17 protein-coding genes are annotated in these 20,642 nt (G+C 45.8%); 11 read left to right on the top strand and 6 right to left on the bottom strand.

Features of this window, described 5'->3' with window-relative positions; translation table 11 throughout:
* Positions 1-27: 27 nt before the first annotated feature.
* From ttcA to PNUC_RS10290, 6 genes are all read left to right on the top strand, one after another.
* Positions 28-936, top strand: a complete 909-nt coding sequence (gene ttcA / locus PNUC_RS10315; protein ID WP_011903827.1) for a tRNA 2-thiocytidine(32) synthetase TtcA — start codon at positions 28-30, stop codon at positions 934-936.
* Positions 933-2,453 carry a bifunctional UDP-N-acetylglucosamine diphosphorylase/glucosamine-1-phosphate N-acetyltransferase GlmU gene (gene glmU / locus PNUC_RS10310; RefSeq protein WP_011903826.1) on the top strand — a complete coding sequence of 507 codons (1,521 nt, stop codon included), beginning with the start codon at positions 933-935 and terminating at the stop codon, positions 2,451-2,453. Before ttcA ends, glmU begins: the two co-directional genes overlap by 4 nt.
* Positions 2,453-4,285, top strand: coding sequence for a glutamine--fructose-6-phosphate transaminase (isomerizing) (gene glmS, locus PNUC_RS10305; RefSeq protein WP_011903825.1), 1,833 nt, complete (start codon positions 2,453-2,455; stop codon positions 4,283-4,285). The genes glmU and glmS overlap by 1 nt, the downstream gene beginning before the upstream one ends.
* Before the next feature lie 185 nt (positions 4,286-4,470).
* Complete coding sequence (locus PNUC_RS10300) at positions 4,471-6,012, top strand: efflux transporter outer membrane subunit (RefSeq protein ID WP_011903824.1); 1,542 nt, start codon at positions 4,471-4,473, stop codon at positions 6,010-6,012.
* Positions 6,013-6,181: 169 nt separating this feature from the next.
* Complete coding sequence (locus PNUC_RS10295; protein WP_011903823.1) at positions 6,182-7,321, top strand: efflux RND transporter periplasmic adaptor subunit; 1,140 nt, start codon at positions 6,182-6,184, stop codon at positions 7,319-7,321.
* Positions 7,322-7,328: 7 nt separating this feature from the next.
* On the top strand, positions 7,329-10,364 hold the full coding sequence (locus PNUC_RS10290) for an efflux RND transporter permease subunit (RefSeq protein ID WP_011903822.1): 3,036 nt from the start codon (positions 7,329-7,331) through the stop codon (positions 10,362-10,364).
* A 46-nt stretch (positions 10,365-10,410) separates the two neighbouring features.
* Here the strand turns inward: PNUC_RS10290 and PNUC_RS10285 are convergent, their stop codons facing one another.
* The 3 genes from PNUC_RS10285 to PNUC_RS10275 are packed head-to-tail and all read right to left on the bottom strand — an operon-like array spanning position 10,411 to position 11,909.
* The gene (locus tag PNUC_RS10285; RefSeq protein ID WP_011903821.1) at positions 10,411-11,073 is read right to left on the bottom strand and encodes a glutathione S-transferase family protein; all 663 of its coding nucleotides are present in this window, start codon (positions 11,071-11,073) and stop codon (positions 10,411-10,413) included.
* A 28-nt stretch (positions 11,074-11,101) separates the two neighbouring features.
* Positions 11,102-11,644, bottom strand: coding sequence for a flavin reductase family protein (locus tag PNUC_RS10280; RefSeq protein WP_223245984.1), 543 nt, complete (start codon positions 11,642-11,644; stop codon positions 11,102-11,104).
* The gene (locus PNUC_RS10275) at positions 11,613-11,909 is read right to left on the bottom strand and encodes a hypothetical protein (protein ID WP_011903819.1); all 297 of its coding nucleotides are present in this window, start codon (positions 11,907-11,909) and stop codon (positions 11,613-11,615) included. Before PNUC_RS10275 ends, PNUC_RS10280 begins: the two co-directional genes overlap by 32 nt.
* A gap of 87 nt (positions 11,910-11,996) precedes the next feature.
* On the opposite strand from PNUC_RS10275, the gene acuI reads away from it, so the two are divergent.
* Positions 11,997-12,980: an acrylyl-CoA reductase (NADPH) gene (gene acuI / locus PNUC_RS10270; protein ID WP_011903818.1), complete on the top strand. Its 984-nt coding sequence runs from the start codon at positions 11,997-11,999 to the stop codon at positions 12,978-12,980.
* 8 nt (positions 12,981-12,988) lie between these two features.
* Here the strand turns inward: acuI and PNUC_RS10915 are convergent, their stop codons facing one another.
* Positions 12,989-13,243, bottom strand: coding sequence for a DUF1289 domain-containing protein (locus PNUC_RS10915; protein ID WP_080512740.1), 255 nt, complete (start codon positions 13,241-13,243; stop codon positions 12,989-12,991).
* On the opposite strand from PNUC_RS10915, the gene PNUC_RS10265 reads away from it, so the two are divergent.
* Positions 13,202-14,287, top strand: a complete 1,086-nt coding sequence (locus PNUC_RS10265) for an MBL fold metallo-hydrolase (protein ID WP_011903816.1) — start codon at positions 13,202-13,204, stop codon at positions 14,285-14,287. The genes PNUC_RS10915 and PNUC_RS10265 overlap by 42 nt on opposite strands.
* Here the strand turns inward: PNUC_RS10265 and PNUC_RS10260 are convergent.
* Positions 14,199-14,654, bottom strand: coding sequence for a PhaM family polyhydroxyalkanoate granule multifunctional regulatory protein (locus tag PNUC_RS10260; protein WP_048812164.1), 456 nt, complete (start codon positions 14,652-14,654; stop codon positions 14,199-14,201). The two genes, PNUC_RS10265 and PNUC_RS10260, sit on opposite strands and share 89 nt — an antisense overlap.
* A 73-nt stretch (positions 14,655-14,727) precedes the next feature.
* On the opposite strand from PNUC_RS10260, the gene PNUC_RS10255 reads away from it, so the two are divergent.
* On the top strand, positions 14,728-15,792 hold the full coding sequence (locus PNUC_RS10255) for a homocysteine S-methyltransferase family protein (RefSeq protein WP_011903815.1): 1,065 nt from the start codon (positions 14,728-14,730) through the stop codon (positions 15,790-15,792).
* Positions 15,789-18,539, top strand: coding sequence for a methionine synthase (gene metH, locus PNUC_RS10250; RefSeq protein WP_011903814.1), 2,751 nt, complete (start codon positions 15,789-15,791; stop codon positions 18,537-18,539). Before PNUC_RS10255 ends, metH begins: the two co-directional genes overlap by 4 nt.
* On the opposite strand, the gene PNUC_RS10245 is transcribed toward metH, so the two are convergent.
* Positions 18,536-18,853 (bottom strand): DUF1840 domain-containing protein, encoded by a 318-nt coding sequence (locus tag PNUC_RS10245; protein ID WP_011903813.1) that lies wholly within the window; start codon positions 18,851-18,853, stop codon positions 18,536-18,538. The genes metH and PNUC_RS10245 overlap by 4 nt on opposite strands.
* Before the next feature lie 35 nt (positions 18,854-18,888).
* Here PNUC_RS10245 and argS point away from each other — a divergent pair, with 35 nt between their 5' ends.
* The gene (gene argS, locus PNUC_RS10240) at positions 18,889-20,616 is read left to right on the top strand and encodes an arginine--tRNA ligase (protein ID WP_011903812.1); all 1,728 of its coding nucleotides are present in this window, start codon (positions 18,889-18,891) and stop codon (positions 20,614-20,616) included.
* Positions 20,617-20,642 lie beyond the last annotated feature (26 nt).

Genomic DNA, 20,642 nt, shown 5'->3' with positions numbered 1-20,642 from the left:
AACAGATCAGAAAATAATTAGATAGTTATGGGTGATATTCGTAAAGTCGTCTTCGAAGAAAATAAGCTGGAGAAAAAACTCTGTCGCTTAGTGGGCCAGGCTATTGGTGACTTTGGCATGATTGAAGATGGCGATAAAGTGATGGTCTGCGTATCAGGCGGCAAAGATAGTTATGCCATGCTCGATATTTTGATGAAGTTGCGAGAGCGCGCACCAATTGATTTTGAGATTGTTGCTGTTAACTTGGATCAAAAACAACCAAATTTCCCTGCAGAGACTTTACCTAATTACCTAAGGAGCTTGGGCATTCCTTTTCATATTGAAGAGCAAGATACCTATAGTATTGTGAAGCGCGTAATCCCAGAGGGTAAAACGACTTGCGGCTTATGTTCTCGTTTGCGTCGCGGCATTTTGTATCGCGTGGCTGATGAGCTAGGCGCTACCAAGATTGCTTTAGGACATCACCGTGATGACATTCTTGAAACGCTCATGCTCAACATGTTTTATGCGGGTAAATTGAAGGGCATGCCACCCAAGCTGCGCTCCGATGATGGCAAACATATTGTTATTCGTCCTTTGGCCTACGTTCCTGAAAAATTACTTGAACGATACGCAATTGATATGAATTTCCCCATCATTCCTTGTGATCTATGCGGTAGCCAGCCCAATCTTCAGCGCCAAGTAATGAAAGAAATGTTGCGTGATTGGGAAAAGAAACACCCTGGTCGCGTAGAGAATCTCTTCCGGTCCATGCACCACATCGTGCCCTCACATTTGATGGATGGCGAGGCATTTGATTTCAAAAATCTAGAGATTTCTACTGAGCTATCCGGAATTGCCGCAAGATCGAGTGGCGATCGGGCTATCGATGAGGCAGATTTGGATGAATTGGCTTGTGGAACCATGATTCAGGGGACTTATAATCCCTCTTTATGAATATCGTCATATTGGCTGCTGGGCAAGGAAAGCGGATGAAATCCGCCCTGCCCAAAGTACTGCAAACTTTGGCAGGCAAACCCCTCTTACAACATGTACTCAATACTGCCCTCGCATTGCAGGGCCCAAAGGGTAAAACTGGACCCGTAGTAGTTGTGGGTCATGGTGCCGCTGATGTAAAAACATTCTTACTGAATGTCAGCAAAGAAGATTCTCGGTTTAGCAAAGTGACCACCGCGCTTCAGGCTGAACAAAAAGGTACGGGACATGCTTTATTGCAAGCCTTACCAAAACTAGACGTACAAGAGCCAACTCTAGTTCTCTATGGTGATGTACCGCTTACTAGCGTGAAGACGCTTGGTAAGTTAGCAAAATTAGCTGATGGTGTAAGGGGTCAAGATTCTGCATTGGCATTATTGACTCAAAACCTGAGCAACCCAATGGGATACGGCCGCATTGTGCGTGATGCTGATGGCTCAGTAAAAGCAATTGTTGAAGAGAAAGATGCAACGCCAGCACAGCAGGCCATTGAGGAAATCAATACCGGCATCATGGTGCTGCCTACTAATTCTTTAAAGAAGTGGTTGAAAGCTTTACGTTCAAGCAATGCTCAAGGTGAATACTATCTAACTGATGTGATAGCGATGGCTGTTAAGGATGGTGTTCCGATTCGCACTACACAAGCTGATCATGAGTTTGAAACCATTGGCGTCAATAGCCGTGATCAACTTGCCAGTTTGGAGCGCACACTTCAACTCAATGTTGCCGATCAATTAATGGATGCAGGGGTATCGCTTGCTGATCCGGCACGTATCGATGTGCGCGGCATTTTAGAGTGCGGCACTGATGTAGTGATTGATGTGGGCTGCATATTTGAAGGCTGCGTTACTTTGGCTTCAGGTACAAAAGTTGGGCCTTACTGCATCATTCGCAATAGCGTTATTGGCAAGGGCGTAACGATTCACCCATATAGCCATTTAGATAGCGCTAAGGTTGGTGATCAATCCGTGATTGGCCCCTATGCTCGCCTACGCCCAGGCGCTGACTTGTCCAACGATGTGCATATTGGTAACTTCGTGGAAGTGAAGAATAGCAAAATTGCTGCCAATAGCAAAGCAAACCATTTAGCTTATGTTGGCGATTCCATTGTGGGTTCACGCGTCAATATTGGCGCTGGCACTATTACATGCAATTACGATGGTGTTAATAAGCACCAGACCATTATTGAAGATGATGTTTTCATTGGTTCTGATACTCAGTTAGTAGCACCAGTACGTGTGGGGCGTGGCGCTACTTTAGGTGCGGGTACGACACTAACAAAAGATGCGCCTGCAAATCAATTGACTGTTTCTAGAGCAAAGCAAATTTCATTGCAATGGCAGCGTCCTGTAAAGCAAGAGAAAAAAGTGGCCACGAAAAAGGCGGTAGCTAAGAAGCTAGCCATTAAGAAAGTGACAAATAAGAAGCCTGCCGTTAAAAAATTCGCAGTAAAAAAATCCACAAAGGGTAAAAAATAATGTGCGGCATCGTCGGCGCAGCATCTCATCAAAATATTGTTGATGTATTGGTGGAGGGCTTGCGCCGCCTGGAGTACCGCGGCTATGACTCTTGCGGTTTTGCTGTAATCAATGGCAACGATGCCAAACACCCCATTGAAAGAGCTCGCACCACTGCTCGAGTATCAGAGCTGAGTGAGCAAGGTAAAGATTTTTTCGGCACTCTGGGAATTGCCCATACCCGCTGGGCAACACATGGTAAGCCGGATACACAAAATGCACATCCGCATATCTCCAATAATTTGATTGCAGTTGTTCACAACGGCATCATTGAAAATTATGAAGTTCTGCGCACTGAACTCAGTGCTGCTGGTTATATTTTTACTTCTGAAACCGATACCGAAGTAATCGCTCATTTGATTCATCAGCAATATATTGCTAGTGGTCAAAAGGATATTGCTCAATCCGTTAAGGCGGTGTTACCTAGATTGTTTGGGGCTTATGCCATTGGCGTCATTGCCCAAGATAATCCAAATACTTTGGTGGGCGCGCGCGTTGGCTCACCTCTAGTAGTAGCGCTAGGTGATAAAGAAAATTTCTTGGCATCAGATGCTTTAGCGTTGGCTGGCCGTGCTCACTCCATGATGTATTTGGAGGAGGGTGATGTTGTCGTTCTAAAGGCAGATAGCGTTCAGGTCATTCAACAATCAGGACAATCGGTTGAGCGTGAGCGTAAACCCATGCCTACTCAAGCCGAGTCAGTGGATCTAGGTCCATACCAGCATTACATGCAAAAAGAGATCTTTGAGCAGCCCGGAGCAGTAGGCGATACCCTAGCTAGCATTGCCTCCTTCGGTCCTGAATTATTCGGCGCAAGCCCTGAAGATTGGAGCGCCTTTGATCAGATATTGATCTTGGCTTGCGGAACAAGTTACTACTCTGCCTGCGTTGCTAAATATTGGCTTGAAGATATTGCAGGTATTCCAACACAAGTTGAAATTGCTAGTGAATACCGTTATCGCATCACAGTACCTAATCCTAAAGCTTTGATTGTGGTGGTTTCTCAATCCGGTGAAACTGCTGATACCTTGGCGGCATTGCGCCATGCTAAGAGCTTAGGTCATCGTTTTACTTTGGCTATTTGTAATGTTGCTAGTAGCGCTATGGTTCGAGAAACGGATTGGCATTTCTTGACTAAGGCGGGTGCTGAGATTGGTGTTGCTTCAACTAAGGCATTTACTACCCAACTGTTAGCCCTGTATCTCGTGGCGGTGTCTATAGCGAAACGTGCTGGAAGACTTACTGCAGATAAAGAAAAAGAAATTCTTCGTCAATTGCGTCATTTGCCAAAAGCACTCAATGCGGTGCTCGCACTAGAGCCGCAGATCATTGCTTGGAGTGATGCCTTTGCTAAGTGTGAGAATGCCTTGTTCTTGGGTCGGGGATTGCATTACCCGATTGCCCTTGAGGGCGCACTGAAGTTAAAAGAGATCTCCTATATTCATGCAGAGGCTTATCCAGCTGGTGAGTTAAAGCATGGACCGTTAGCATTGGTAACCGATAAGATGCCGGTGGTCACCGTTGCGCCGAACGATGTTTTATTGGAGAAGTTGAAATCCAATATGCAGGAAGTCAAAGCGCGCGGTGGAAAACTATATGTGTTTGCCGATCAAGATACTGAGATCGTTAATAGTGATGGCATCAATGTGATTCGATTGCCTGAGCACTATGGAAGCCTCTCACCCATTTTGCACGTAGTCCCCCTGCAGCTCTTGGCGTATCACACCGCATGCGCACGCGGCACAGATGTGGACAAGCCAAGAAACCTAGCAAAGAGCGTTACGGTCGAATAAAAATATACTTCAGTGCCGAGAGTTCATTGCGCTTGGCATATTATTTTTTTCATCTGTGGGTTTTACGTTTGACATTTTCATCAAGCTGTGGACAAAATTAGGTAGATAAATCAGGGCGTTACGAAGCCCCGATTGTATTTTTGTGTTCAAATAACTCCTGTAAAAGAGGATATTTGTTGCAATTCATGTTTTCGTCGAAAGCCCTTCTAATTTCTCGTAGCTATTTCTTTCCGTTGATTTGTGCGGGAGTACTTTCTGCGTGCGCGGTAGGGCCAGACTTCAAACAGCCTGACCCACCTAAGACGAGTACCTATACCGAGACCACCTTATCAAAGCAATTGGTTACTGCACCAGGCGTTCCAGGCGGATCTTCACAGGAATTTATTGAGGGTGCTGATATTGAAGCCCAGTGGTGGGAGTTGTATAAGTCACCCGAACTCGATGCTTTGATTAAGAAGGCGCTCGAGCAGAATCCAAACTTAGGCGCTGCAGATGCTGCTCTGCGCGTTGCCCAAGAAAACGTAAACGCACAAATTGGCGGACAGTATTTTCCTTCAGTGAGCGCGAGCGGTTCAGCCACTCGTCAATTGCAACCTTCTGCTATTTATGGATTGCCCTACGGCTCAGATACTTACAACCTATACAACACCTCAATTAATGTGACATATAAGTTGGATGTATTTGGTGGCGCACGTCGTGCAGTTGAAGGTGCAAGAGCACAAGCTGAAGTAGCGCAATATCAGCTAGAGGGCGCTTACCTTTCTTTAACAGCCAATGTAGTGACAGGCGCTGTTAAAGAAGCAGCTCTACGCGCACAGATGCAAGCTACAGAAGAAATTCTGAAAGCACAAACCAATCTGGCTGAGGTTACCGAGAAACAATTAACGATAGGCACAGTATCTAAAGTAGATGTGACATCACAAAGAACTTTGGTTTCTAACTCTCAAGTGGATTTATTCACTTACGAAAGAAACCTTGCATTCGCGCGCAATCAACTCGCCGTGCTCGTTGGTGAGCTGCCAAGCAATGCCAATATTGCAAAATTTGATTTATCCACTTTGCAATTGCCGCAAAAATTACCGCTGTCTGTGCCCTCTAGTTTAGTGCGTCAGCGTCCTGACGTTCGTGCTGCAGAGGCTCAACTGAAAGCGCAGAATGCCTTCGTAGGTGTTGCTACTGCTAACTTATTGCCGCAATTTAATATCACTGGATCGATTGGTTCTGCAGCACTTACTTCAGCTGCATTGTTTGGCCCTAACTCTGCCTTATGGGCAATTGGCGGTGGTATTTTGCAACCACTCTTTCAGGGTGGTCAACTCTTGGCACAACGTCGTGGTGCGATTGCTAGCTATGAGCAAGCTGCATATCAATATCAGGCAACTGTTTTAAATGCATTTCAAGAAGTTGCTAATGCATTACGCGCTCTGGAGACTGGAGCCCAAGCCTTAAAAGCCGCATCTGATGCAGAGCGCTATTCCTATGAAACATTGGACTTGGTTCAGCATCAATATAAATTAGGCACTGCCAGCTATCTAGCAGTTCTCTACTATCAAAATTTGTATCAGCAGGCGAAAGTGAAGTCTGTATCGGCACAAGCAACCCGTTTCTCGGACACGGCCGCCCTATTTGCAGCATTGGGGGGCGGTTGGTGGAATCGTGAGGGCCCTGCTTTCAAACCAAAAGACATAGCGAGCAAAGATCAAAATGAAACTTCTGGAAACAATTAAAAGCAAGCTGATTGCTGCTGTTCTTGCCGCATGGGCATGGACCAAGCTCAAGGCTGTGCAATGGAAATTGCGTGAGAAAGCGATTGCGCTTTGGGAAAAAGCAAAAGCGTTTTGGGCACGCAGGGAGCAGAAATGGCGCAGCTCGAAGGCATACGCAAAGCTCATGGCGATGGAGCCATTGCCACGTCGTATGACCATTATGTTGTGCGGTGTAGTGTTATTGCTTGGCTTAATTTTTTCTTTTAATCAATTGAAGACAATCATGATTAAGCATTTCATATCCGGAATGGGCTTGCCACCAGCAACTGTTTCAACGATGGTTATTGAAACTTCTGAGTGGCAGCCTAAGCTCACTAGCGTAGGTAATGTGCGCGCATTCCGGGGCGTGGAGTTGAGTACTGAAATTGGCGGATTAGTACAAACCGTTCCGATTAAATCAGGTCAAGATGTAAATGAAGGTGATTTACTCATTAAGTTAACTGATGCTTCTGATGTTGCACAACTCAACTCTTTAAAAGCCCTTGCCGATCTTGCAAAAGTCATTAATGAGCGCGATAAACAGCAGTTGGCCATTCAGGCAATTAGTAAAAACGTGTTTGATACCAGCAAAGCCGACGCTAAATCTAAGCAGGCTCAAGTCGAGCAGCAGATTGCTTTAGTCGCTAAGAAGAATTTAAAGGCGCCATTTAGCGGTCGCATCGGCATTGTTTCTATTAACCCGGGCCAATATGTAAATCCGGGCGACAAGCTGTTAACTCTGCAGACCTTAGATCCTATTTTTGTCGATTTCAACTTGCCACAAAATAATGCAGAGCAAATTCAGGTCGGGCAAGATGTGACTGTGACTACTGATGCATTTAAAGATGCGAGCTTTACTGGCAAGATTACTGCGGTAAGTCCCAAGGTTGATACCAATACTCGGAATATTCAAGTAGAAGCGCAGATTGCTAATCCTGATAAGAAAATTCTTCCAGGAATGTTTGCTAATGTAAATATTCAAATTGGTGGCCCCGTAAAACTGCTGACCCTGCCACAGACATCAGTGACCTATAACCCTTACGGCTCAACAGTATTCATTGCTAAGCCTACAGGTAAAAAAGATAAACAAGGTAACCCTGCATTAGAGGCTCAACAAGTATTTGTGACAACGGGTGCAACCCGTGGCGATCAAGTCTCGATTTTGAAGGGTGTTGATGAGGGCGCTACTGTCGTGACTAGCGGACAGTTAAAGTTGAAGAACGGTACTCCTTTGATTATCAATAACAAGGTGCAACCTGCTAACTCACCTAATCCTAAGCCACAGGAATAGTTAGCCCATGAAATGGACTGATCTATTTATTCGCAGGCCAGTGCTCTCGCTGGTGGTGAGTGCGCTTGTCCTGGTGTTTGGCTTGAAGGCGATTGGCTCATTGCCGGTCAATCAATATCCGCAGACGCAAAATGCGATTGTCACGATTACTACTGCCTATTATGGCGCAGATCCAGAGACGATTGCAGGCTTCATTACGCAACCTCTAGAGGCATCTATTGCGCAAGCACAGGGTATTGATTACTTGTCTTCAACTAGCGTGAGTGGTGTATCGACCATCATTGCTACCTTGAAGCTGAATTACGACTCCAATGCGGCATTGACTCAGATTCAGACGCAAATTAGCGCGGTGAAGAACCAACTGCCACCACAAGCACAACAACCTGTTCTTACAGTTCAGGTCGGTCAGTCCACTGCAGCGATGTATATGGGTTTCTACAGTGATGAGATTCCTAATAATGCGATTACCGATTACCTCTTAAGGGTCGTTAAGCCAAAGCTGGATTCAGTTGAGGGTGTGCAGAATGCGGAGATCACAGGAGGTCGTAAATTTGCATTACGCGCTTGGCTAGATCGCGAAAAAATGGCTGGTCTGGGTGTAGGGGCTGATGATGTCTTTAGCGCTATGTCTGCCAATAACTACTTATCTGCAGTGGGAAGCACCAAAGGCGATATGGTTTCTGTCGACTTAGTTGCAGGAACAGACTTACATACATTGGATGAGTTTCGTAAATTGGTCATCAAGAATGATGGCGTTAATATCGTCTACCTTGATCAGGTGGCGACAGTCACTTTAGGTTCGGAAGACTACAACACCAATGTGGCCTTTAGCGGCAAGAAATCGGTATTTATTGCGATCAAAGTTGCCCCACAAGCTAACTTATTGGATGTCGCGCAGCGGGTGCGTGATGTAGTCCCCAGCATTCAGAAGCAACTTCCTATCGGAATGACGGGAAAGATTGTTTATGACTCCACGATATTTATTACCAGCTCTATTGATGAGGTGGTCTCCACTTTGCTTGAAGCCTTATTTATTGTGACGGTGGTGATTTATCTCTTCTTGGGAAGCGTGCGTGCAGTAGCTGTTCCGGTAATAGCAATGCCCCTGTCATTAATTGGCACTTTCTTCTTAATGCAGATTTTGGGCTATTCCATTAATTTGCTTACCCTCTTGGCCTTGGTTCTCGCAATTGGTTTGGTGGTGGATGACGCCATTATTGTGGTGGAAAACGTTGACCGTCATATGAAGGAGGGCAAGTCTCCTTTAGAGGCGTCTTTGATTGCCGCACGAGAATTAGGCGGCCCAATTTTGGCGATGACAGTCGTCTTAATTGCTGTATATATTCCGATTGGATTTCAGGGTGGTTTAACAGGAGCCTTATTTACTGAGTTCGCCTTTACCTTGGCTAGTGCAGTTGCAGTATCGGGTTTGATTGCCTTAACGCTTTCCCCTATGATGTGCTCCCGCATCTTTACTGAAGAGCAAGAGGCCTCTCCGTTTGTGCAAAAGATCGATAAGATCTTTGATAAGGTACACCATAGCTACCAATCGACTCTGCGTGAATTGCTCAGTACCTGGCAAGTCATTATTGTGATGGGGGCAATTTTATTGGGTGGTGTTGCGTATCTCTATTCAACTGCTCGTTCAGAATTAGCGCCTACAGAGGATCAAGGCATTGTCTTGATGCAAGCCTCTGGCCCTCCCAATAGCACCGTGACTCAAATGCAAACGTATGCGGATCAGATTTATGCAATTGCTAGCGCTGAACCCGAATATGAACAGGCATTCCAAATTACCAGTCCAACGTCTAGCTTTGGCGGAATCTTGCTAAAAGACTGGAGCTCACGTAGTCGTAATGCAACCAAGTTCCAAGAAGATATGCAGCAAAAGTGGAATACGATTGCAGGCGCTAGGGTAGCTGCTTTCCAGTTTCCTGCATTACCAGGTGCTCAGGGCTTACCGGTGCAAGTAGTTATTAATACGACTGAGTCCTACGAGCAGCTTAATGAAGTATCTCAAGCTGTTTTAGATAAAGTACGACGGAGTGGCAACTTTTTCTTTGTGGATTCCGATTTAAAGATTGATAAGCCACAAGACGTATTAGTGATCGATCGAGAGAAGGTAGCCGCCTTAGGAATGACTCAGCAACAAGTGGGCTCCGCCCTCTCTGCAGCATTGGGTGGTGGGTATGTGAACTACTTCTCAGTAGCGGGCCGCTCTTATAAGGTAATCCCTCAAGTAAAACAGGTAGATCGCTTAAATCCAGATCAAATCTTGGATTACTACATTCGTACCCCTAGTGGCGCCATGGTTCAAGCGCGCACGATTGCCAGCATCAAACAAAAAGTAGTTCCACAATCGATTAACCACTTTCAGCAACTGAACTCAGCAACGATTTCTGGAGTAAGTACACCATTTATTTCGCAGGCTGACTTGCTGGAATATATGCGCCAGACCTTGAAAGAAGTTGCCCCTAACGGCTACAGCATGGACTACGCTGGACCCTCTCGTCAGTTCATGGCTGAGTCAGGCGGCTTCTTGGTAACGATGTTCTTCGCGATTTTGATTGTGTTCTTGGTGCTTGCTGCGCAGTTTGAAAGCTTCCGCGATCCTATCGTGATCTTGGTCTCTGTACCGATGGCTTTATTTGGCGCATTAATTTTTATTAATTTAGGTTTTACGACGCTTAACGTGTATACGCAGGTCGGTTTGGTAACGCTGATGGGCTTGATTAGTAAACACGGAATTTTGATTGTCGAATTTGCCAATGAATTACAAGAAGCTGGGCGCAGCAAATTAGATGCGATTGTGGAGGCTAGTAGCGTACGTTTGAGGCCTATTCTGATGACCACCGCAGCCATGGTATTGGGCGTCTTACCTTTGGTGATTGCTTCTGGGGCAGGTGCTGCAGGTCGACAGTCGATGGGCATTGTGATCTTTACCGGCTTATCTATTGGTACCCTGTTTACTTTATTCGTGGTGCCTGCGATGTATCTATTTATTGGCGCAGACCATCATCAAAAGAAATTTAAAGAGACTTGAGAAGGCTTTTAAGTTCACACCACTGAATGCGCGTCAACTTAAAACACTACACAACAATATTGAGTTCTTTGTCTGCAAACTCTAGGAAGTGAGTTTGTGTCTCTAGTTGTTTGAGCCAGCGGGTAACATTCTTAAGATCTGCTTTTGGCCCTGTTTTTTCCGGGAAAGCCTGGTGGAGTAAAACCCAGCGATGTACACATAAAGCAAGAGCAATGTCACCAATCTGAAAATGATTGCCCGCACTGAAATCTTGAGTAGCAAGCACTGCATCAAGCAATCCAAATAATTGATTTGCTTCTTGGTAACCCTTTTGAATTGCTTCGTAATTGCGCTCAGCTTCTGGTACGCGTGTCAGACCTAAAAAGGTAGTCCGCAAAGGAGGCCACATAGAGGCCAGTTGCCAATCAAGCCACTTTTCTGAGCTGTACTGACTTTTGACATCTGTTGGAAAGCGTTTCACTTTGTCATGCATACGCACCAGGTAACGCATGATGGTATTGGATTCCCAGAGAACCACATCGCCATCTTGAAGCGTGGGAACTAGGCCATTGGGATTGAGTTTTAGAAACTCAGGGGAGCGATTGATGCCAAATTGAAGGCCTGCATCGATACGTTCAAAATCTTGCCCTTCTTTAAGGCCAAGCTCTGCAAGACACCACAATACCTTTTGGACATTGATGGAACTTTTGCGACCCCATAAACGCATCATGGCATTTCCTTAAATAGATTGAGAGCTTTTAGCCGAATTGAAGTTCAGAAAAATCGAGGCCTAAGAATTTGCTACGTGCAAAGATGAGAGGTTCTTTTTCAGGATGATTTTTTAGATTAATAACTTTGGCAACAATGATGTTGTGATCACCGCCAACGTGGATAGAAACCGTTTCACATTCGTAGTAGGCAACGCAGCCCTCAATTTGAGTAAGGCCGCTGTTTGCTAATTGATGGGCTACACCCTGAAATTGATCTTGCTTCACAGTAGCAAAGTGCATCGCCAAATTTTCTTGGGAGCGTTCTAGTACATGGATCAAATGCTTTTTACCCACATCAACCCAAGGAGTTAAGCGGGAATGTTTTTTAAGGCTCCACAAAATAAGGGGCGGCTCTAGAGAGACTGTGTTGAATGAGCTAATGGTGATGCCATGGGCACTTTGCGCTTCATCCATACAAGTGATTACAGTGACCCCAGTTGCAAATGAAGCGAATCCTTTGCGAAGCTCTTGAGAGGTAAAAGGGGTCATTAGATTGAATTTACTTTGCTTGTGCTGTTGCTTCAGGCTCAATTACTGTTCCTGGAATAGGAATCAGCACTTCATTTTCTTCGGCTTGTACACATTTAAAGCGATATTCCTTGCCTGCCTTGGATATAAAGCTGGCGCCTTGGTAAAAATCATTCTTACAGACATTGGTTGCGTAGTTCATCACATCTTGAGGGGCGGCGCTGGAATTAATTAAGCGCATATTTCCCATAGACATACTGAGCTCTGTGGAATAGCACCCAACTAGTAATGAGCTAGAAATCGCAGTTAAGAGTAGAATTTTTTTCATGGAAACCTCCATAATTGTCAATGCTCGTTAGGATAAACCTATTAGGGAATCATTGTGGGGAAACCACCCCTATTTAAAGGAAGAGACATGTTTAAAGCGATATTAGTAAATAAGGATGAGCAAGGTTATCGGGCTGAGCTCTCGGAAGTAGATGAAGCCAGCCTGCCAGAAGGCGATGTTCGGGTCAAAGTGCTCTATTCCACCTTGAATTACAAGGATGGCCTGGCAATTACTGGTAAAGGACCTGTTGTTAGAAAGTTTCCCCTAGTCCCCGGTATTGATTTTGCTGGTGAGGTTCTGGAAAGCAGTAGTCCCGACTATAAAGTCGGGGATATGGTGCTTCTCAATGGCTGGGGTGTTGGAGAGGGTCATTGGGGTGGACTGGCTCAACAAGCGCGAGTGAAGTCTGAGTGGCTGATACCTTTACCTAAAGGACTTACAGCAAAACAAACCTTAGCAATTGGTACGGCGGGATATACCGCCATGCTTGCAGTAATGGCATTGCAAGGCCATGGTCTAAAGCCAAGCGATGGAGAGGTTCTTGTTACTGGCGCGGCAGGGGGAGTGGGAAGTTTTGCAATTACTTTGCTGCACAAATTGGGCTTTTCTGTGGTGGCCAGTACTGGGCGCGTATCCGAAGCTGAATATTTAAAGAAATTAGGCGCAGCTGAAGTCATTGACCGCGCAAGCTTGTCAGAGCCTGGAAAGCCCCTTGCTAAAGAGCGCTGGGCTGCCGTAATTGATAGCGTAGGTAGTCATACTTTGGCAAATGCGTGCGCACAAACCAAGAGTGATGGCGCTGTTGCCGCTTGCGGTCTTGCGCAAGGAATGGACTTTCCTTCAAGCGTGGCACCATTTATTTTGCGTGGTGTAACTTTGTATGGAATCAATAGCGTCACAGTCCCTCGCGCCAAACGCATTGCGGCGTATGAGCAACTCAGTAAATTATTGGACTTGAAAACTCTTGATGAGATTTCTCATGAAATTACATTAGAGGAGTCAATCAAGTATGCGAAAGAGTTGATGGCTGGAAATGTGCGCGGACGATTAATCGTTGACGTGAATCGATAAGTAAGTACCTATTGGGGAGCTTGGGGTTTGCGTTTAGACAGTTGCGACCAAACCGCAAGCTTTTCCATATTAGATAAATCAGACCAGTCTGCGATTTCATTGAGCGTGCGATAGCATCCTCGACAGTAACCATTTTCGGGATTCATGTCGCATAAGTTGATGCAAGGTGATGGAACTGAAGTCAAAGTAAATCCAAGCGATATATAAATAGATAAATAACGATGAACGCAAAAACACAATCCAGTACTGCGAGTGATATTCATTATCCCTTAGGCGAGAGTTTGCCTGAGATCGGCGCAACCATAGAGGTGGCACCTGGAGTTCGCTGGCTTAGAATGCGTCTGCCATTCGCTTTGGACCATATTAATTTATGGATGCTACGTGACCAAATTGATGGGGTAAATGGCTGGACCATTGTGGATTGCGGCATTGCAAATGATGAAACTAGGGCTGCTTGGGAAGCCATTTTTGCAACGCAATTAGACGGTATGCCAGTGCTCCGTGTGATTGTGACCCATATGCATCCTGATCATGTAGGCTTATCGCAATGGCTTTGTGAAAAATGGAAGGTGCCATTATGGATTTCAATGACGGACTACCTCACCGCTCAATGGCTTAGCTGCAAAGAGGGCGGTGCTGCGATTGGTGCGCGCGCTGGTGGCGGTGGTTCAGCAGACCATTTTCAAAGGCATGGTTTAACCACGCCAGAAGATTTAGAAAAAATTCGGGCGCGCTCGAATTACTACAGCAATATGGTTCCCGGAGTTCCACGCCAATATCGCCGTATTCTTGATGGTGAGTTGATTGAGATTGGCGGGCGAACATGGGAGGTCATCATGGGTTATGGCCACGCCCCGGAACACGCTTCGCTTTTTTGCAAAGAGTTAAATGTATTAATTTCTGGTGATATGTTATTGCCACGCATCTCTACTAACGTCAGTGTTTATGATGCCGATCCTGATGCAGACCCGCTAGGTTTGTATTTGCAATCACTCGACCGTTACTTGCCGTTACCTGACGATGCTTTGGTATTGCCTTCCCATGGCAAGCCTTTTACCGGCATGAAGCCGCGTATTGCCCAGTTAAAAGCCCATCATGATGAGCGTTTGGCAGAAGCGCTCGGCGCATGTAAAAAACCGGCGCATGCTCGAGAGATAGTGCCGGTTTTATTTAAGCGTGAATTAGATATTCATCAACTGACTTTCGCCATGGGCGAAGCTATTGCTCATCTGAATTACCTACTTCGTCAAGGAAAGTTGCGTCGCCAGCTTTGCGAGGACGGCGTGTTGCGGTTTTCCGTGGTTTAGCGCTCGTAGTCCTAGTTTTGGTGCTGGTTTCTTCGCTAGTGCCAGTGGCAGCAGCGCCTGCTGCAGAGACAGCATCACCAAAGGACTTTAGTGCCATCATGGTGGCATGCTGTACCTCTAGACCCTGAATGGTAGATTTCAGGATATTGAGGTTTAGATTTAGCCAATTCTCAACGCTTTTCAGGTCTTTAATGCGTTTTTCAAGTTCGTCTACATCTAGACCAGGAAATGCTGATGCAAAGCCTCCAGCGGCCTTAGAAGCGTCAGCAGTGAAGGGAAATTGCCCAGCCTGACCCGCTGCGCCTTGTCCCCACATGGTTTTAAACATTTCAAGGCTTTGATTGAATTCAGGAATGGTTCCAAACATAAGGGCTCCAGGGTAAATTTAAAGTGGCTTTTCCAATAGAATAAGGGATTCTAGAGATTATTCCCGGCTAACAATGCAATTTAATGGTTTATCCCAGCCCTACACCCGCGGTCAAGCGCTTCCTGAGCTCTTAAAGCAGCGCATCCTCATATTGGATGGCGCTATGGGGACCATGATTCAGCAATATAAATTAGGTGAGGCCGATTACCGCGGCTTACCCACCAATACTCGTTTTGCAGGCCATCCTGGCGATATCAAAGGCAATAACGAATTATTAGTTTTAACTCAGCCACAGATCATTAGCAAAATTCACGAGCAATATTTAGATGCTGGTGCTGACATTATTGAAACCAATACTTTTGGCGCCACATCTGTTGCTCAAGAGGATTACAAAATGGCCGGCTTAGCACGTGAGATGAATGAAGTCTCTGCAAAATTAGCCCGTGCTGCTTGTGAAAAATACAGCACTCCTGACAAGCCACGCTTTGCAGCGGGCGCAATTGGGCCCACACCAAAGACCGCCAGTATTTCCCCTGATGTAAATGATCCAGGCGCTCGTAATGTTACGTTTGATGCTTTGCGTGCCTCTTACCGCGAGCAGATTGAAGGCTTATTTGCAGGTGGTGTTGACTTATTTTTAGTGGAAACTATTTTTGATACGCTCAATGCTAAAGCGGCATTGTTTGCGCTCGATGAATTTTTTGAAGAAACCGGAGAGCGTTTACCAGTGATGATTTCCGGAACAGTAACCGATGCTTCTGGACGAATTCTTTCTGGTCAAACGGTAGAAGCGTTTTGGAATAGTTTGCGTCACATTAAACCCCTCACCTTTGGTTTAAATTGTGCGCTGGGTGCCGCTCTGATGCGTCCATATATTGCAGAGTTGTCCCGAATTTGCGATGCCGCAGTTTCTTGCTATCCCAATGCGGGCTTGCCTAATCCAATGAGTGATACTGGGTTTGATGAGACTCCTGATATCACCTCTAGTCTGGTCGATGGTTTTGCTAAAGACGGCTTAGTCAATTTAGTTGGCGGTTGCTGCGGCACTACTCCGGATCACATTCGTGCAATTGCTAATGCAGTTGCTAAGCGTAAGCCCCGTGCCTTCTATCGTGAAAATACAGAGGAGTCTGTATGAGTCAGATAGATAAAAAATCCGTGCCAGCTATGAAGCTCTCTGGACTTGAGCCATTCAATGTCACCCCAGCTGTTGGCTTTGTCAATATTGGTGAGCGCACCAACGTGACAGGATCTAAAGCATTTTCTCGCATGATTTTGAATAATCAATTTGATGAAGCACTTGCTGTCGCTCGTCAGCAGGTTGAAAACGGTGCTCAAGTCATTGATATTAATATGGATGAGGCAATGTTGGATTCAGAGGCAGCGATGACGCGCTTCTTAAATCTGATTGCTTCAGAGCCAGATATTGCTCGCGTTCCTATCATGATCGACTCCTCCAAGTGGAGTGTTATCGAAGCGGGATTAAAGTGTATTCAGGGCAAGCCAATCGTAAACTCCATCTCCTTGAAAGAAGGAGATGAGCCTTTCCGCAGGCAGGCGCGCCTTATCCGTCGTTACGGTGCAGCTTCCGTGGTAATGGCTTTTGATGAGGTAGGTCAGGCTGATACCTTTAAACGTAAAACTGAAATTTGCAAACGTTGCTATGACATCTTAGTCAATGAGATTGGCTTTCCTGCTGAAGATATTATTTTCGATCCCAATATCTTTGCAATTGCTACTGGTATTGAAGAGCATGACAACTATGCAGTCGACTTTATTAATGCCACGCGTTGGATTAAAGAAAACCTTCCTGGCGCAAAGGTAAGTGGTGGCGTATCGAATGTAAGCTTCTCCTTCCGCGGCAATGACCGTGTGCGTGAGGCTATTCATACAGTGTTCCTGTATCACGCCATCCAGGCGGGTATGGACATGGGTATTGTGAATGCTGGTCAGTTAGGTGTCTATGCCGATCTAGATCCTGAATTGCGCGAGCGCGTAGAGGATGTAGTGCTTAATCGCTTTAAAGAAAAAGATGGCAAGACGCCAACAGAGCGTCTGCTCGATATCGCTGATCAATTTAAAGGTGGTGGCGCAAAACAGGTTGAGAATTTGGTGTGGCGTGAAGCGCCTGTGCGTGAGCGGCTGACACATGCCTTAGTTCATGGGATCACTAATTTCATCGAAGGCGATACTGAAGAGCTGCGTGTAGAGATTATGAGTGCAGGTGGCAGACCTATTGAGGTCATTGAAGGCCCACTCATGGATGGTATGAACGTTGTCGGCGATCTATTTGGTGCCGGCAAAATGTTTTTGCCTCAGGTAGTGAAGAGTGCTCGTGTCATGAAACAAGCTGTTGCGATTTTAATTCCCTATATTGAGGAAGAAAAGCGTCAGCACGTTGCCGCAGGTGGTGAAGCAAAAGCCAAAGGCAAGATTGTGATGGCTACCGTGAAGGGCGACGTTCACGATATTGGAAAAAATATTGTGACGGTGGTGTTGCAATGTAATAACTTTGAAGTTGCCAATATGGGTGTGATGGTTCCTTGTGCTGAAATTCTGAAGCGCGCCAAAGAAGAGAAGGCAGATATTGTTGGTCTCTCAGGTTTGATTACCCCTTCTTTGGAAGAGATGACTTATGTTGCGCAAGAGATGCAACGTGATGACTATTTCCGTGAACGCCAAATTCCATTGATGATTGGTGGCGCAACAACCTCGCGCGTTCATACTGCTGTGAAGATTGCTCCGCACTATGACGGTCCAGTGGTCTATGTTCCTGATGCTTCACGTTCGGTATCTGTTGCCTCTAGCTTGCTTTCTGACGAAAGTGCCAAAAAATTTATTCAAGACTTACGCGATGACTATGTCCGCATTCGTGAGCAGCATGCCAATAAAAAAGCGGCGCCAACTATCTCTTTAGAGGCTGCACGCAAGAATCGAGAAATGATTGATTGGGCTGCTTATGTGCCCGAAAAGCCTAAATTTATTGGCCGTCGAGTCTTTAAGAATTTCGCCTTAAGCGACATAGCTAAATATATCGATTGGACACCATTTTTCCAGACCTGGGACTTGGCTGGCAAGTTTCCGGCAATCTTGGATGATGAGGTTGTTGGCGTTGAGGCACGCAAAGTATTTGAAGATGCACAGGCATTGTTAGATAAGTTAATTAAAGGCCAATGGTTGCAGGCGGATGCAGTAGTCGCTTTCTATCCTGCTAATACGATTGGCGACGATATCGTGTTGTATAGCGATGAAGCACGCCAACATCCTCTCTTTGTATGGCATAACTTGCGTCAACAGTCTGAGCGACCCATTGTGGATGGTGTTCGCAGACCTAATCGTTGCCTTGCTGATTATGTGGCACCAAAAGATTCGGGCGTGGCTGACTATTTAGGTTGTTTTGTAGTTACCACTGGTCACGGCGTAGAAAAGAAAGTTGCTGAATTTCAGGCAAAGCATGATGACTACAGTGCAATTATGTTGAAGGCTTTGGCTGATCGCCTAGCAGAGGCATTTGCTGAGTTGATGCACCATCGTGTGCGTACTGATCTCTGGGGTTATGCGACTGATGAGATTCTGACAAATGATCAAATGATTAATGAAGAGTACCGCGGTATTCGTCCAGCGCCTGGCTATCCTGCCTGCCCAGCCCATGAGGTAAAGCAAGATCTATTGCGAGTTATTGGTTCTGAAGATATTGGTATGACGTTAACTGAATCAATGGCCATGAATCCTGCATCCAGCGTGAGCGGGTTTTATTTGGCTCATCCTGATGCTCGGTATTTCAATGTTGGTAAGCTTTCAAACGATCAGGTGGAAGATCTTGCGAAGCGCCGGGGTCAATCAGTTGAAGATACGCGCCGTCAACTTGCGAGCTTATTGGATTAAACACCCCACATTACTGGTTCGTTTTTTGCTTTAGCTTGCTTCATGAGCTCAAGGAAAGGGTAGGCCCTTTGACCAAGTCGATCTGCTAATTTGGGTTTTTCAGCCAGCTCTTCATTTTCACCTTTTGCTTTGGAGCGCTCCTCAAGATCTTTTAGGATGGCTGTTTCTAGGGAGGTAATGAGTTCAGGCAGTTGCTCTACAGTAAGGATGCCTCTGGGTTCCAGTGGGCGTCCCAAAATATCAAAGATTCTCTTAGTCAGATCGGCCAGCATGATGACATCTGGACCAGCTTTAGAGCGGAATTGATAGATCATTTCGATAGCTTACCACCTGATAAACTCACTTATCTATGTTGCTGACTAATAAAAATCGTTTAATTGAAATGCTGAGTGCTGCCCTTCAGGGCTTGGCTCAGGAGCGTGGCCTGGATGAGGCGCCAACCCCCCGTTTAGAGCGCCCTAAGGCTGTAGATCACGGTGATGTCGCTTGTAATATTGCCCTCCAGCTCTCTAAGCCTTGGAAACTAAATCCGCGGGAGTTGGCCCAGTCTCTAGTCGAGCACTTACAAAAACAGCCTGGTTATGGGGAGCTCATTGCATCTTGTGAAATTGCTGGCCCTGGGTTTATTAATTTTCGTTTGAGCAATGCCGCTAAAACTGCAGTAGTAAGTGAAATTCTGGGTTCTGGAACCCATTTTGGCCAGCTGACACCAGCTTCAGGCCCCGCGGCAAGTGCCATGATCGAATTTGTTTCAGCCAATCCTACTGGACCGCTTCACGTGGGTCATGGGCGCCAAGCTGCTTTGGGTGATGCGTTAGCAAACTTATTGGCAACGCAAGGAACTAAAGTGCATCGTGAGTTTTATTACAACGATGCTGGTGTACAAATTGCCAATTTGGCTCTTTCTGTTCAAGCACGTTTGCAGGGCTTTAAACCAGGCGATCCGCAATGGCCTGAGCAAGCCTATAACGGCGAATACATTGCTGAAATTGCTGCCGCATTTAAAGTATCACCAGATTACAAAGATGATCTTGAGGCGATTCGTAAATTCGCAGTTACTTATTTGCGTAATGAGCAAGATATTGATTTAAAAACCTTCGGCGTTCAATTTGATTGCTATTACTTAGAGTCTTCCTTGTACACCGATGGCAGCGTAGCCCAGATTGTTCAAGATCTTCAGAGCATTGGCAAGACTTATGAAGCAGAAGGTGCTTTGTGGTTAAAGACGACAGATGATGGCGATGATAAAGATCGCGTGATGCGTAAGTCTGATGGTAGCTTTACTTATTTTGTACCAGATGTTGCTTATCATGCCAGCAAGTGGAATCGTGGTTTTCAGAAAGTGATTAATGTGCAGGGTAGTGACCATCATGGCACGATCGCCCGTGTGCGCTCTGGCTTGCAGGGCGTTGCTCAAAAGCGCGGTTGGGATATTCCGAAAACCTATCCCGATTATGTTTTGCACAAGATGGTTACTGTGATGCGTCATGGCGAAGAAGTGAAAATTTCTAAGCGTGCTGGCTCTTATGTGACTGTGCGCGACTTGGTTGAATGGTCTGGTGGCGTTACTTCAGAAATGACTCCAGAAGAGCGTGAGTTGGCATTGCAACGTGGTCGTGATGCTGTACGCTTTTTCTTAATTTCCAGAAAAGCAGATACAGAATTTGTATTTGATATTGATTTAGCATTGCAACAAAACGATGAGAACCCGGTGTTCTATGTGCAGTATGCTCATGCGCGTATCTCCTCTATCCTGCTGCAATGGGACGGAAAGCCTAGTGATTTAGCTGGTGCAGATTTGTCTCTCTTGCAAAGCAAAGCTTCAGATCATTTGTTAAGACGTCTGGCTGAATATCCTGAAGTATTGACGGATGCGGCTGCAGAATTAGCTCCACATGCGCTCGCTTTTTACTTACGTGATTTAGCAGGAGATTTCCATACCTTCTACAACGCAGATCGGGTATTAATAGATGATCCAGCATTGAAATTAGCGCGTCTTGCACTGCTATCTGCTACTCGGCAAGTGCTTCAAAATGGTCTAAGGGTATTAGGGGTCTCTGCACCCGCAAAGATGTAGTAGTAATGTATGAGGTGAAAATGTAA

Source organism: Polynucleobacter asymbioticus QLW-P1DMWA-1 (assembly GCF_000016345.1).
Classification (GTDB): Bacteria; Pseudomonadota; Gammaproteobacteria; order Burkholderiales; family Burkholderiaceae; genus Polynucleobacter; species Polynucleobacter asymbioticus.
Note: the sequence above shows the minus strand (reverse complement) of the source record. Positions and strands in the feature narration are given on the sequence as shown.